Origin of the sequence: Sphingopyxis sp. KK2 (assembly GCF_001990265.1) — a bacterium.
In the GTDB taxonomy this organism is placed as follows: Bacteria; Pseudomonadota; Alphaproteobacteria; order Sphingomonadales; family Sphingomonadaceae; genus Sphingopyxis.
The window spans coordinates 20,147-34,315 of sequence record NZ_LYVN01000029.1; the positions used below are offsets into that span (position 1 = coordinate 20,147).

Below are 14,169 nucleotides of genomic sequence, written 5' to 3' on the forward strand. Positions count from 1 at the left end.
ACCGTCATGTTCATGCTGCAGCTTTTCGACAAGAAAGACGACATCCATCCGGTCGACGCCCGTCTCCTGCGCCAAGGGACTCTCCGCGTCGGCCGCGACCGCGACGCCGACTGGACGATTGTAGATCCCGAAAGCGCGATTTCGAGAATGCACTGCGAATTCAGGGCCGAGGGCGATGAGCTCACCCTGAGATCGCTGGGCAGTAATGGGGTCTATAATGCTTCGACGGGGCAGCGACTGCCCCATGATGACGACATCCCGGTCATTCTGCCCTTTGCGATCCGCCTCGGGGACTTCCGTATCGTCGCCTGCCGCGCACCGCAGGCCGAGATCGCGGGTCAGGAAGCGCGGACGATGGTTCTCATGCCGCCACTCGGCGATTCGATCGGAGTTCCGGTCGATTGGGAGGATCGGCCCGAAACCGAGGGCCGCCCCTCCGCTCCCCTCACCAGCGGATCGCTGCTCGATGCCTTCTGTGAAGGCGCCGGCCTCGACGCTTCGCTGCTTGCCAAGGAGGATCCCGCCGAGATCATGCGCCGGGTCGGCGGCGTCTACCGCCAGATGGTGCTCGGGGTGGGCGATTTGATGAGCGAGCGCGATCAGGCGCGCAGCCACTATCAAATGACGCGCACAACGATCGGAAGCGCTGAGAACAACCCGTTCAAATGGGCCCCGACGCAGCGCCTTGCCATCGACCTCATCCTTGGCGGCAGCCATGGCTTTCTGTCCGGACCCGAAGCGCTCCAGTCCTCGTTTCGCGACATCAAGCGGCACTTGGCCGCCACCTTTGCGGGTCTGCGCGGAAGCCTTCGCGAAGCGATCGACCGGTTCGATCCGGCACGCATCGAAACGCAGCAAGCCGGCCTGTTCCAGAACAAGGCTGCCGCGCGGCTGGACGAGCTTGCGCGCCGCCATGCCGAACTGGTCGAGGAAGTGGAAGGTCGCACATCGGGTGCGCTCGACCGCGCGTTTGTGCAGGCCTATGACGGCGCCGACAGCATGACCGAGGAGCAGCGCGCATGATGCTGTCCCGCATCTTGCGCGCAAAGGCGCCGCAGCCGCAGGAATGCGGGGACGCTCGACCACGATCGTCGAGCCGCACGCACGTTGGGCATGTTCGAAAGATCAACGAAGACCGCATTCTCGATCGGCCGGAGCGGAATTTGTGGGCCGTCGCCGATGGAATGGGCGGGCATCATGGCGGCGACGTCGCCGCCCAGCTTGCCATCGACGCGCTCGACGCGCTCGACAGCCCGACCGCCGATACGATCGTCGAAGCTTTAAAAGGCGCGAATGCTGCACTGTTCAACCGCGGTCACGCCGGCGAGAGACGAAGCGGGACAACGATCGTCGCGGCCAACATGCAAGGCAATATTGCCGAAATCTTTTGGGCGGGCGACAGCCGGGCCTATCGAATTCGGGACGGAGTGCTTGAACTGCTGACCCACGACCACAGTCTGGTTCAAGAGTTGTTGGATGCTGGAGCGCTGTCGGCCGAAGAGGCGATGCGGCACCCCAAGGCGAATGTCATTACCCGCGCGCTCGGAGTCGAAGACCATATTGTGATCGACCGGGTCCAGATTGCGCTTCAGGGCGGCGACCTGATCCTGTTGTGCTCCGACGGCCTGTCCCGAACGATTGACGCGAGGGTCCCCAGCGCGTTGTCCCTACATGACCTCGCGAGCCATTTGATCGATCGCGCCGTCGGGCGCGACGGAACGGACAATGCCAGCCTGGTCATTGCTGCAATCAGCTAAGTCGGTCGGCTTCCGCAAATGGCCGGTTGCTGCTGGGCGGCTTGAGGGGCAAACTTGGAGAAGCGGACGTTCGCGCGACAACTCCCTGCCATGGCCGGCCCCAGGACTTATTAAGGAGGTGCTCCCGGGACCGAAAACTGAGCAGGCCCTGCTACACTCTTACCGTGGCGAACTGAGCCCGCCTCGGCGGGCCCTTTTTTACATTATCGCTTGCCGCCAACCGCCATCTCGATCGCCTGTGCCAGCTGAGCCTGATTGAACGGCTTGCTCAAGCGAATGGCATCACGACAGGAAAGCGCGACATCTTCGCCATAACCGCTGGCAATGACGACAGGCATATCTGGTCTTAGCTCGTCGATCGCAGCGATCAGGTCGGCGCCGGTCATATCGGGCATTGCCTGATCGGTGATGACGAGATCGATGTCGTCCCGCTCGCGCGATATCTGGAGTGCGTGGATCGCGGATTCGGCCTCGATCACGTCATGACCGAGGTCTTCGAGCAAAGCGGCGGTATTCATCAGCACGAGCGCATCATCGTCGACGGCAAGGATCGTGAAGCGTGGCATATCGCTCGGCACCACAGGCTCGGGCGCGACCGGCTGGGCGACCGCGACCTCCAACTGAGCGACCGGAAGCCACAGGATTGCACTTACGCCCTCGCCGACCTTGCTCCTGAGCTCGAAAGACCCGCCGATCTGGCGGGCCATGCCATGAACCATCGGCAGGCCGAGCCCGGTGCCCTTGCCAACGCCCTTGGTCGTGAAGAAAGGCTCGGTCGCCCGGCGCAATGTCTCGGCGTCCATGCCCACGCCGCGGTCCTTCACGGCTAGGCGCACGTAACTTCCGGGCGCCAGGCCTTCGACCGCTCCTTCGGGCATAGTCTCGGCCGAAGCCGTGATCAGGATCGCACCTCCAGACGGGCTCGCATCTCGCGCGTTCACGATGAGGTTGAGGAGCGCCATCTCAAGCTGATTGGCGTCCGCGCGAACGGCGGGCAGCTTCAAAGGGAAATTCGTCGATATCGGCCACTCGGGGCCTATCGAGCGCTGGACGAGATCGTTCATGCCCGACAGCAATTGCGGAAGGTCGATCGGGTGAACGTCGAGTTGCTGGCGCCGCGCGAAGGCAAGCATACGCTGGGTCAAGGTTGCACCGCGTCTCGCGCCTTCAACCGCGGTGTTGAGCAGGCGCTCCGCCATCGGATCTTCGGGGAGGCGTTTTCGAAGAAGGTCGAGGCTGCTGAGCACCGCCATGAGCAAATTATTGAAGTCGTGAGCGACGCCGCCGGTCAGCTGCCCGATTGCCTCGAGCTTTTGCGACTGGAACAGGGCTTCGCGCGCGGCCTCCAGCTCGCGCTGAGCCGCATCGCGCTCGGTGATGTCACGTGTGATTTTGGCAAAGCCGATCGGCCTGCCCTCGTCGTCGCGGATTGCATCGATAACAATGCTCGCACGAAAGCGCTCCCCATCTTTGCGGACGCGCCACGCCTCGGCAATAAACCGCCCGTCCCCGCGCGCCGTGTCCAACGCCCGCGCCGGCTCGCCCGCTTCCCGGTCCTCCTCCGTATAAAAGCGCGAGAAATGCTCGCCGACGATCTCATCGGGCTCATAGCCCTTGATGCGGCGCGCGCCTTCATTCCAGCTCGACACATGCCCGTTCAGATCGAGCATGTAGATGGCGTAGTCGGTCACGCCCTGCACCAGATGCCGGAACTGCTCCTGACTGGTAGTCAGCGCCTCCTCGACGCGGCGACGTTCGGTGATGTCGCGGCCGTAGGCGTACACCAAGTCATCCTCGAGCGTCGTGTTCCACTCGATGCTGTGATAACTGCCATCGAGCGCCAGGAAGCGGTTCTCGTAGCTCGTCAGGCTACCGTCGGAGATCGCTCGCTCAAGCGCCTTTCCGCTCGGCTCGATATCGTCCGGGTGCATGAAATCCTTGAACGGATGACCGACGACCTCATCGACTTGGTGCCCGAAAATACGCGTCCAGGAGGGACTCACCGAGCGGAAAATCCCTTCGGCATCGACCACGACGATGAGGTCGCGCGACAGGCTCCAGATGCGATCGGCGCGGCGACGTTCCACCTCGAGCGCCGCGAGCTTCGACAGGGCGCCCCCGATCTGGGCAGCGATCAAACGTGCCAGGATGAGGACATCGAGATCGTCACCGCGATAGGGATTCAGTCCGAGCAGCAGCGAACCTGCGACCTCGCGCCCAGCAGGCCCGGGAATAGCGATCGCAACCGCCTTCGTCGGTGCACGATCCCAGTCGCCGTGCGGCCAGGAGCAAAGAGGAAGATCGATGATTTGACCCGCTTCATCGAAGTCCGTCACCGCGACGGCTGCGGCGTCGATCATTGAAGAGCCCGTCCCGCTGCGTCCCGGCCCGTCGAGATCGAGCGCCACGAAGGGAAAGTCGCGGCGGCTCGCGGCAAGCGCTCCTTCTACGGCTTTAACGATGGCGTCCCGGCTATCGGCACTTGCCAGGCCCGCGCCAAGAATCCGAAGGGTTTCGAGGCGCCGCTCGCTAATGACGCGCGCTGTGTCCTCGGTAACGACGCACAGCAGGCCGCCGACGCTGCCGTCCGTGTCATAGAGTGGACTGTAGGAGAAGCTGTGGTAGGTTTCCTCGGGAAATCCGCTGCGCTCGAGAAGTAACAGCAGCTTGTCGTTCCATGTCGCCTCGCCCGCGCGCACGCGCGCCACCTGGTCGGCGACCTCATCATAAACCTCAGCCCACACCTCGCGAAACGGCCGTCCGAGCATGACGGGATGCTTGATACCGATCGTCGGAAGATAGGCGTCGTTGTAGAAGAAGCATAGATCCGGCCCCCAGCCGAGCCACATCTCGAATTTCGAGGTGAGCAGCATCCGCATGGGAATTTTGAGGGCATCGGGCCAAGCCCGCGGGTCGCCGAGCGGCGTCGCCGACCAATCGTGCGCGCGCATGGTGCGCGCCATTTCGCTCATCCCCGGAAAGATGTCGGCGAGTTCGTCTATGTCGGCGTGCATCCTGCCCCCTTAGCGTGTCCTAACGCTCGCTTGGAGATTAGGATGCCTGCTCCATTACCAACCCGAATGGCCGAAGGCTGACGGCGTCGAAAATAGAGCCGAAAAGCTCCGAATTAGTCCGGGCCGCACATAAGCGCGGCCCGGTGGAAAGCACTCAACCATCATTGTTTTGAAGCTCGCCCGGTCTACCCTGATGCCCTTCAAACGGTTCCCACCCCAAGAGAATTTTTGACCGAACCGCAGGGCGCACGCCTTCGGCCTTGGCGCGGGCTCCCGGGTTCGTCAGGCCAGCGGTGCCGGCCAGGTCTGATCCAGATAATCGCGAACGCACTCCGCGCGATTGCCCACGACCGCGACGGCGATCAGCACCTCGGACTGGCTCACGCCCAGCATGCGGGACCAGCAGCGCAGGGCGTCGGGAGCGTTGCGATCGATGAGGCCGCCTTCGAACTCGTTCACGTCACATCGCTCTCCGACTTGTCCCTCTCCTCGAACGTCGTGCGCGCAGCAAAATTTGCGCCAAGTAACTGCCTGAAAATCTGCCTAACTTGGAGCATGGGACGGAACGATCGTTACTCCCGGGTCTTGACCACACGACACCTGCTCTCTCCAACTTGGAACCGGTTGCGGGTGCAATGGAGCATCTCTTACCTAGCAAAGGAGCGTTTATGGCCGACGCCGAACCGGCAGCCCGTACCATCGATTTCGACAAGCCTGACGTTCGCCTCCTCGGGGAGCTCGATGCAAATGCGGCGCGATTGTTTTTCGACACGCTGGATTGCGTCGCACCAGATAAATCACCTCTGATTATCGACGTGACGACACCCGGCGGCGACGCCGAACTGGGCAGGCGAATCGCCCTCGAAGTCGAGCGGCTCCGCAAAGCCGGGCGAGAGCCGATCTTCGTCGGCAAAAGCCAGTGTTATTCGGCGGGGACAACGATCATGTCGGCGTTCCCGATCCGTGACCGCTATTTGACGCGCGATTGCCGCCTGCTCATCCACAGCCGCCAGCTCGATAAATGTGTCCAGTTGGCGGGACCGCTTCGCGAAAGCCTGCCGCTGATCGAAGCGGTCGCCGCCGAGATCCGCGTCGGCGCCGAGCTGGAAGAAGAAGATTTCAGGCGTCTGATCGACGGCAGCAAAGTCTCGCTCGAGGAGCTGCTTAGGAAGGCTGCCTCGAACTGGTATCTGACGGCCGAAGAAGCGCTCACGCGTGGTCTGATCGCCGAAATTATCTGACCGACGATCAGGAGACTGCGGCCCCACCTCAGGCGGAGTTGCCGTCCCGCCTTCGCCGCCCTCAGTGCGCTGCGGTGCTTCAGTGCCGGCATCCGGTTATGGCGAACCGAGGCATAGCCGATCTCGATTATTCGAGGCGCTTGGAGTCGCTTGAAGCGCACCGCGGGATGAGGGAGAAACTTTCCAAAAAAGGCGGATCGCTGTCCATATTTCCTGATTTCGGTGCCGGCCTGGGACATGTTTGGTTCATTGTGGGATTTTTGGAACCGCGCCCGAAATTCCTTTGTTGTTTCTGCAACAATGAAATGCTCACTGACGAGGAACGTCGATGTCGCGACACGACATCATTGCGAGAATACCCGGCGACGAGGCGCTACGGTTGGCCGCGATCGAACGCTATAAATTAGCGGGGATCGGGCGAGAACCCGCGTTTGACCGCGTAGCACGACTAACCGCAAACCTGTTCGGGGTGCCGATTGCACTCGTGTCGATCGTGGGCTCCGAAATGCAATGTTTTAGAGGCGCCTGCGGACTCGATGTGTCCGGCACGCCCCGCGACATCGCCTTCTGCGCTTTTGCGATCCTCGACATCGACGTCACGGTCGTATCGGACGCGAGGAAAGATCCCCGGTTTATACATAATCCTCTTGTCACAGGGCCGCCCAACCTTCGTTTCTACGCTGGAGCACCGCTGCGGATCGACGGTCGCGCGGTTGGCACCTTATGCGTGGCTGACACAAGGCCGCGGCAGTTCAACTTTCAGGATCGCAAGCGGCTCGCCGATCTCGCCTCTACAGTCGTCGACCTCATCGAACTTCGCGTTGAACGGTTTGCAGCTGAGGATCATCAGCACCAGCTCGACAATGAGCGCGAGCTATTGAAACTGACGGTCGAGAATGTCAGCGAGGGTGTCGGGCTGTTCGATGCAGATCTCCGGCTAATGCTGTGGAACGAGGATTTCGCTCGGTTGCTAGGCTATCCCGTGGGCGCTGTAACAGAAGGCGCCGCGGCCGCGCAGCTAGTATATCCCGTGGCCGCACGAGGAGACCTTGGCCCGGGCGACCCGGCAGATATCGTTGCCGCGATGATGGCGTCGATTCGAAGCTCAGAAAGCCGTCACCTTGACCTTGTCCGGGCCGATGGGATGACGATCGAGTTCCGGCGCAGGACCCTCGACGATGGACGGTTTATCGCGACAGTTCGCGATGTTACGACCGAGCGGCAGATTGCGCACCTCAAGGACGAGCTGGTTTCGACCGTGAGCCATGAGCTGCGGACACCCCTCACCGCTATCGCCGGTTCTCTTGGCCTGATCACGGCCGGTGCAGCTGGCGAAATCGCTCCCAAAGCAGCACGGCTTGCCACCATCGCCTTACGGAATGCCGAACGGCTCACGGGTCTAGTGAACGATCTACTCGACATGGACAGATTGCACTCGGGCCGCATTAACTTCAGTTTTGCTGTCGAAGACCTGTCTCAGGTGCTCGCCGAGGCGGTGGAACAGAACGAACCGTTTGCGCAGCGTAATGGTGTCGCGCTGGAGCTGAACGCACCGCCGCTGACGATAATGGCGTCGATCGATCACGCCCGGTTTAATCAGGTCATTTCAAATTTGATCTCCAATGCCTGCAAGTTTTCGCCCCACGGGTCGACCGTTCGGGTCAGCCTGCATGCGCGCGATGATCGCGTGGTGGTTCGCGTCACGGACGAGGGGCCGGGTATCGGACTGGATTTTCGCCAACGCATGTTCACCCGTTTCGCACAAGAAGAAGGCGTCCATCAGGCGGGCCATGTCGGCACAGGGCTTGGACTGGCGATCAGCAAGGCGATTATCGACGCACACGGTGGAACAATCGCGCTAGACGAAAGCTATACGGACGGCGCTGCCTTCGATATTTTGCTGCCGCGCCTTTAAGTCGCATCTGACCCCAGCTGCAATCTCGGTGGCAAATGGCCGGTAGCAGCCTGTCCGCATTTAATCTCGTGGTATCGAAAGCGGCCATCCGGCAAGCAGGTTCAGGCAACAACTTTTAACAGCTTCTAAATTGTAAAGCTGGAGGCGAAGCCCATCCTGCCAGGATATCGCAATCCCCTCTGAATGGGCACGACAATGGCTTCGCGAGCAGACGATCAACACGGAAATTTCGATACTATCACGTCCGTGATCGACGTGGCGCTAATCGATGTTGGGAAGCTGATCCTGACGGAGCCAGCTGAAGCACGACATCGTCTTGAACAGATTATAGCCCTCCTCCCCGCTATCAGCGTGCAAAAGGATGATAACAGGGAGCCGAACGGCAGCAGTCATGTCCTGGCGCCTTGGCAGGCGCTGAAGGTACAGTCGTTCATCGATGCGCATCTCTCCGAGCCGATCCAGATACAATCGCTTGCGGCGGCCGCCCGGCTCAGCACAAGTTATTTTTTCCGAGCCTTCAAAGGCACGTTTGGCACGGCTCCGCACCATTATGTCATGCAGCGGCGAACCGACCGGGCCAAACAGCATTTGCGAAGCGGCGAAGAACCGATCGCTCAGGTTGCACTCAATTGCGGATTTTCTGATCAAGCGCATTTTTCACGCGTATTCGCGCGGCACACCGGGCTTCCTCCAAGCGCTTGGCGGCGACTTCATCAGCAGGACGCATCAGCGGCCTTAGCAAATTAGGATCAGGTCATCGCCCAGGCAATCCGAACGTCTGCGTTCGGGGAGTCCGCCTTCCAGCGAGCCAGCAGCGGCGCCAGAATTTCTCTCGCATCGGTGGTCCGCTGGCTTGCCGCGAATAGGCGCGCGAGGCTGACGCGCGATCTGATCTCCCACGCGGAGGCATTTTGCACCGATGCGATTGCAAGCGATTGCTTGAACAGCTCCTCCGCCCGGGCTTCGCCGCCGACGCCGGGAGCGAGCAGCTGTTCGCCGGCCGCGCGGCAATGCTCGGCGCTGCACCAGTGATCGAGCCGGCCTCCGGCACGCATCAAATCTTCGGCGCGGTGATAGGCACAGTGGATCGAGCTCTGATTGTCGGCCTGCCACGGCCCGGGCGGCTCCCAGGCGATTGCCGGCCCGCCATAAGAGCCACCATATTCCCTGAGAGTCGAGAACGCCGCACGCCAGTAGCTCAAGTCGCGCGAATAGCTCGGATTGCTATGGTTGACTGCGAGGACCTCGATCTCTTCGAGAACAGCCTCGGCGCGCTCCCAATCGCCGGCCCATAATGCGATCGGGAGGGCGCAGGTCACGAGCACATAATAGAGGGTCGGCGCATCGCCGACCGCGATCGCTACATGTCGTGCTTCCGCAGCATCGGCCAGCCCGGCCTCAAATTCTCCTAACGTCCATTTCGCCCGCGCCCTAATCGTCAAAACCGCGGGGACCTGAGCGAAACCGCGACCACCGTGCGATGCATCGCTTTGCGCAATATCGGCTACGGCTTCGTCCGCTGCAGCAACGGCTTCAGCAAAATTACCCGACCAATATTCGGCCGACGCGCGGAGGCGATGCGCACTGCGCAGCGCCTCGGCACTCTCGGCCTCAACCGCGGCCGCGTGAAACTGCGCCGCCCGTCGTCGGAGCGCCGGCGTGTCCGATTGACCGGCGGCCGCATAAAAAAGCCCCCAGAGCGCCTGAAACCTTTGAGAAACGTCGCCCAAGCGCACCGAAAGCTCGAGCGCACGCGTCGCGCTCCGCTTGATGCAATCATACACGATCGCAAGATCGAGGGCGGCTGATGCAGCAACCAGCTGAATGAAGAAATTGCGGGTTTCAAGTTCAATGCGCGCAACATCGTCTTCGAGCGATCCGTCACAGAAAGCGAAGCTCTGCTCTGCACGCGTGGCGAATTCCCGTAATATCTGTAGCGAGGTGCAAAGGGGGCTAGCATGATGAAGCAGCCTAAGGGCGAGTTCCCATTGCGTGGTCGCGAGCGCATGGTCGTGCGCGCCGCGCCAGTCGTCGACAATTTCGCGGTAGACCAGAAGCGGCTCTGCCAGATCGTCGACATCGGCGGCAGCCCGGAGGCGGTCCAGCGTGCATAGCGCATGGCGTTCGGTAACCTCCGCGACTTCGCCCGCCTGTTCGAGGCGCAGAAGCGCGTACGCCCGCATGCTTTCGAGGTAGCGAAAGCTCGCCGGCTCCCGCTCGGTGTCGGCCACAAGCATCGATTTATCGACGAGGGACGCAATGGCATCGTAAAAGACGGAAGGCGTCTCAACCTCGGGGTCGACGACCGCAAGCGCGTCGGTCATGCCGAACCAACCTCGGAAAAGCGCGAGACGCCGGAATGTGATGGCCTCAAGGTCTCCGAGCAAGGCGTGCCCCCAATCGAGTGCGGCCTCGAGCGTACGGTGCCGCGCGAGTGCGGTTCTGTCGCCACGAGTGAGCAACGCAAAGCGGTCGTCGAGGCCGCGCGCCAATTCACCAACGGTCATCACGGCGCAGCTCGCCGCCGCGAGCCTTATGGCAAGCGGAATCCCATCGAGCCGGCGGCAGATTTCCCCGACCTGGGTGGCATTGCCGTCGTGAATTGCAAAGGGCTGGCCACGCGAAGTTGCGCTTGCCGCAAACAGTTCGATCGATGCGTATGAGCGCGCTTCGCTAGCTGCGAGCCGCGGCCCCGGAGGTGCGCAGCCGAGCGGTCCGAGAAGAAACACCTGCTCGCCTGGCACCTCGAGCCGTTCCCGGCTCGTCGCCAGCACGTCAACACCGTCGGTGCCGCCCGCCAGCGCAAGCGCCATCGCCGCCGCCCCGTCGATCACATGCTCGCAATTGTCGAGCACGAGCAGCATGCGTCGGGTCTGCAGAGCGCGCACGATGCTTGCCGTCAGATCCTGGCCACCCGCGTCAAGCTCGAGGGCCGCATAGACGCTGCCGGCCACCTGCTCGGACGTCATCGGCACGGCGAGATCGACGAACACGCAGTCTGCGCGGCTCTCGGCAACGCTTCGCCGTGCCGCCTCGATCGCGAGGGAGGTCTTCCCGATTCCGCCCGCGCCGGTGATCGTCACTGTCCGATGGGTTGCGAGTAGGCGCCGGACGTCGTCCAGTTCATTCGCCCTGCCGATGAGCGGCGCAAGCGAGCGAGGCAACGAATGCGAAGCGCCGAAAAAGGTGAGTGAAGCATCGGACGCAGCCGATGGCGGGATGAAGACATAACCCTCGCGGGGGATGGTGCTGATCACCTCCGCACCGCTTACGCCCCGCCCCAATATCTTGCGAAGCGCTGCAATCTGAACTCTCAGATTAACATCCTCGACGTGGAGGCCGGGCCAAGCGGCGGCGCGCAACTCATCAGGGCGCAATATCTCCCCGGGTCGTTCGGCCAGCGCCTGAAGAATCCGGCAGGCGCGCGCACCGAGCGAAAGCCTCACCCCGTCCCGGCGCAATTCCATGCGCTCGCGGTCGAGCAGAAACGGACCGATCTCGAGGGTGTCGCCGGGCATTGTCCACCAATCTTACGCAGGGGGCTGGCTTGCTTGCGTCGCTACACTTGTGCCCGCGATCGCGCCCGATGTGCACTCCCTAAATTCGCGGACCACCTATCCTGTCGCGGACTATGCGCTCAACTTGTCGTCTCGGAGGCGGCGAACATCGCCGCCGCATAGGCAATGCCGACCCCATAGGCCCCGCCATGCGCCTGTGCGATCGAGGTTGTCGCCTCGTAGCTGTCTTGCCGCGCCCAATCGCGCTGCAGTTCGAGCAGATATTGGAGCGCGGTCATAGGCCGCGCGCCAGCTTGGATCATTCGGGCGATCGACCGTTCATTCGCCTCGTCGGACGTGTCGGCGCACGCGTCGGCGATGAAATAGACCTCGAACCCCTGTTCGAGCGCAGAGAGGACCGGTCCGACGACGCAGACCGATGTCCACAGTCCAGCGATCACGATGCGGCCCAGCCCGGCCGCGTTCACCCGCGCGATGACAGCAGCGTCCTCCCAAGCGTTCATAGTGGTGCGGTCGATCGCCTCGGCCGATGGCATGGCTGCTGTCAATTCGGAGAAGAGCGGTCCAGAAAACGATTTCGCGGCGACGGTGGTCAGGATCGTCGGGCTCCCGAACGCTTTTGCGGCGCGCGCGACGAGCGCGACATTTTCCTGCAGAAGCTTGATGTCCATCGTCTTGGCCGCAAACGCCATCTGAGACTGATGATCGATCATGATCAGCGAATGGTCGCCGGGTGAGAGAAGCGAGCGTGCGGGCGCGGCGGTAGCAGTGATCGTCATGTCGGGCCTCCTGATGTGAGCTGTTGTCCTACGGCGCTCTCTCGGCACGAGGCTTGCACGATTATCGGATCATTGGACGAAAATGCCGCGGCACCCTCCAACCGCAGCGATGCCCCCATCTCCCATTTCTTCGGAGCATCCGGCACGCCATTCACGGTCAACTATCGCACGAGCGTGCAAGACCGCCGTTCACAGCCGCGCCAGCTTGTCGTCCAGACATGAGAAAGGACCATTGCGATGAAAGTTGTCGGCCTCCTGATTTCCAGCATAGCGCTCCTCGCCGCGGTACCGGCGGCGGCGGACATCACGCCCTTTCCGAAAGAGTTCGCAGAGCGCGAGGTCGCGACGAACAATACGACCCTGCATGTGCGCGTCGGTGGACGCGGCCCTGCCGTGCTGCTGATACACGGCTATGGCGAGACCGGCGACATGTGGTCTCCGATGGCTGCCGATCTTGCGCGTGACCATGTGGTGATCGTGCCCGATCTTCGCGGTATGGGGCTTTCGGCCACGGCGACGTCGGGGTTTGACAAGAAGAACCAGGCTGCCGACATGGCGGGACTGCTTGATCGGCTCGGGGTCTCGAAGGTAGCGGTGGTCGCGCACGACATCGGCAATATGGTCGCCTATGCCCTCGCGATGCAGCATCCCGAGCGCGTCACGCGGCTGGCGGTGATCGACGCGCCGGTTCCCGGCATCGGCCCTTGGGAGGAGGTGCTCAAAAACCCGCTCCTCTGGCACTTCCGGTTCGGCGGATCCGACATGGAGCGGCTCGTCGCCGGCCGCGAACGTATCTATCTCGACCGCTTCTGGAATGAGTTTTCCGCCGATCCCAAGAAGTTCGACGAGGCATCGCGTCAGCATTATGCGGCGCTCTATGCCCGGCCCGGCGCCATGCACGCGGGCTTTCTGCAGTTCGCCGCGTTCGATCAGGACGCCTCGGACAACAAGGCGATGCTCGCGGAGCGCGGCAAGCTCAAGATGCCGCTGCTCGCCGTCGGCGGCGAACGCTCCTTCGGCCCGATGATGGCGACCGTGATGCGGGCAACCGCCGACCAGGTGGAGGAAGGCATCATTCCCGCCGCGGGCCACTGGATCATGGAAGAAAATCCTGCCGCCACCACCGCGATGATCCGCGCATTTCTGGCGAAGAAATAATGCGGCTGCGACCACTCCTTGCGCTCAGCGCCCTCGCGGTAGCCGCCGCCCTCGCTGCGCAGTCCGTACCCAACGAAGGGCAAATCCGGCTAACTCCGAGCGAGATTGCCGCGCTGCCGGCAGACGATCCCGGTGCCGGAACATCAGGGCTGAAGGCGATCCGGATGACGCGGCTCTACGGTCATCCTGGCGCCACCGGCCCCTATACGATCGCCCTGCATGTGCCTCCCGACACGAAGATCGCCGCGCACACGCACCGGGACGGCCGCACTGCGATCGTCGTGCAAGGCGCATGGACATTCGGTTATGGTAGATCTGCGAACGGCCCCGATGTCCGCACGCTCGGTCCCGGCAGCTTTTACGTAGAGCCGGCGAACTTGCCGCATTTCGCGAGGACCGGCGTTGAAGGAGCGACAGTCTATATCAGCGGCTTTGGTCCGTCCGACACGGAATACGTCGAATAATGGCCGATTTCAGACTGGCAGCTTCTAGATGACGAACCTAGAGAAGCGGACGTTGGAATCCGATACGGCGGGTATGACCGCTCGCGACCGATTGCGGACGTCAGGGTTATGCGATAAGAGAAACCTAGAAGAAGCTTCGATATTTGAGAATATTCACGTCTGTAAATTTCAATAAATCAGCCGATAAATTCGTAAGCGCCTTCCAAACCTAAAGCTCGCGAGCGACGTATAAAATCAAGGAATTTCTTGACTTTTATATAATCTCGATCTACATGCGTCGGGCTAACGTCGCCTGCGACGGAATTTTGATGCCTCTTCGAGGG

11 protein-coding genes are annotated in these 14,169 nt (G+C 61.9%); 7 read left to right on the forward strand and 4 right to left on the reverse strand.

Annotated features, from left to right (window positions below):
- Positions 1 to 6 precede the first annotated feature (6 nt).
- Both B1A78_RS07225 and B1A78_RS07230 read left to right on the forward strand, forming a co-directional pair.
- Positions 7 to 1,023: a type VI secretion system-associated FHA domain protein gene (locus tag B1A78_RS07225; RefSeq protein WP_077146299.1), complete on the forward strand. Its 1,017-nt coding sequence runs from the start codon at positions 7 to 9 to the stop codon at positions 1,021 to 1,023.
- Entirely contained in the window at positions 1,020 to 1,757 is a 738-nt protein-coding gene (locus B1A78_RS07230) for a PP2C family serine/threonine-protein phosphatase (protein ID WP_256837509.1), read from the forward strand. The genes B1A78_RS07225 and B1A78_RS07230 overlap by 4 nt, the downstream gene beginning before the upstream one ends.
- Before the next feature lie 203 nt (positions 1,758 to 1,960).
- Here B1A78_RS07230 and B1A78_RS07235 read toward each other — a convergent pair whose 3' ends face one another.
- Both B1A78_RS07235 and B1A78_RS07245 read right to left on the reverse strand, forming a co-directional pair.
- Positions 1,961 to 4,771 (reverse strand): PAS domain S-box protein, encoded by a 2,811-nt coding sequence (locus B1A78_RS07235; RefSeq protein ID WP_083733933.1) that lies wholly within the window; start codon positions 4,769 to 4,771, stop codon positions 1,961 to 1,963.
- 282 nt (positions 4,772 to 5,053) lie between these two features.
- The gene (locus B1A78_RS07245; protein WP_083733935.1) at positions 5,054 to 5,230 is read right to left on the reverse strand and encodes a DUF3606 domain-containing protein; all 177 of its coding nucleotides are present in this window, start codon (positions 5,228 to 5,230) and stop codon (positions 5,054 to 5,056) included.
- A gap of 209 nt (positions 5,231 to 5,439) precedes the next feature.
- Between B1A78_RS07245 and B1A78_RS07250 the strand changes: the two genes are divergently transcribed.
- The 3 genes from B1A78_RS07250 (at position 5,440) to B1A78_RS07260 (ending at position 8,674) form a co-directional block, all read left to right on the forward strand.
- Positions 5,440 to 6,012, forward strand: a complete 573-nt coding sequence (locus B1A78_RS07250) for an ATP-dependent Clp protease proteolytic subunit (RefSeq protein ID WP_077146300.1) — start codon at positions 5,440 to 5,442, stop codon at positions 6,010 to 6,012.
- Between the two features lie 328 nt (positions 6,013 to 6,340).
- On the forward strand, positions 6,341 to 7,927 hold the full coding sequence (locus tag B1A78_RS07255; protein WP_077146301.1) for an ATP-binding protein: 1,587 nt from the start codon (positions 6,341 to 6,343) through the stop codon (positions 7,925 to 7,927).
- Positions 7,928 to 8,173: 246 nt separating this feature from the next.
- Positions 8,174 to 8,674 carry a helix-turn-helix domain-containing protein gene (locus B1A78_RS07260; protein WP_218667954.1) on the forward strand — a complete coding sequence of 167 codons (501 nt, stop codon included), beginning with the start codon at positions 8,174 to 8,176 and terminating at the stop codon, positions 8,672 to 8,674.
- A 2-nt stretch (positions 8,675 to 8,676) separates the two neighbouring features.
- Here B1A78_RS07260 and B1A78_RS07265 read toward each other — a convergent pair whose 3' ends face one another.
- A complete protein-coding gene (locus B1A78_RS07265; protein ID WP_077146303.1) occupies positions 8,677 to 11,445 on the reverse strand; it encodes a winged helix-turn-helix domain-containing protein in 2,769 nt (922 codons plus the stop codon).
- Positions 11,446 to 11,564: 119 nt separating this feature from the next.
- Entirely contained in the window at positions 11,565 to 12,224 is a 660-nt protein-coding gene (locus B1A78_RS07270) for a hydrolase (protein ID WP_077146304.1), read from the reverse strand.
- Positions 12,225 to 12,461: 237 nt separating this feature from the next.
- On the opposite strand from B1A78_RS07270, the gene B1A78_RS07275 reads away from it, so the two are divergent.
- Together B1A78_RS07275 and B1A78_RS23090 are read left to right on the forward strand one after the other, a co-directional pair.
- Positions 12,462 to 13,382: an alpha/beta fold hydrolase gene (locus B1A78_RS07275; protein ID WP_077146305.1), complete on the forward strand. Its 921-nt coding sequence runs from the start codon at positions 12,462 to 12,464 to the stop codon at positions 13,380 to 13,382.
- A gap of 164 nt (positions 13,383 to 13,546) precedes the next feature.
- On the forward strand, positions 13,547 to 13,846 hold the full coding sequence (locus B1A78_RS23090) for a cupin domain-containing protein (protein WP_256837510.1): 300 nt from the start codon (positions 13,547 to 13,549) through the stop codon (positions 13,844 to 13,846).
- Positions 13,847 to 14,169: the final 323 nt, after the last annotated feature.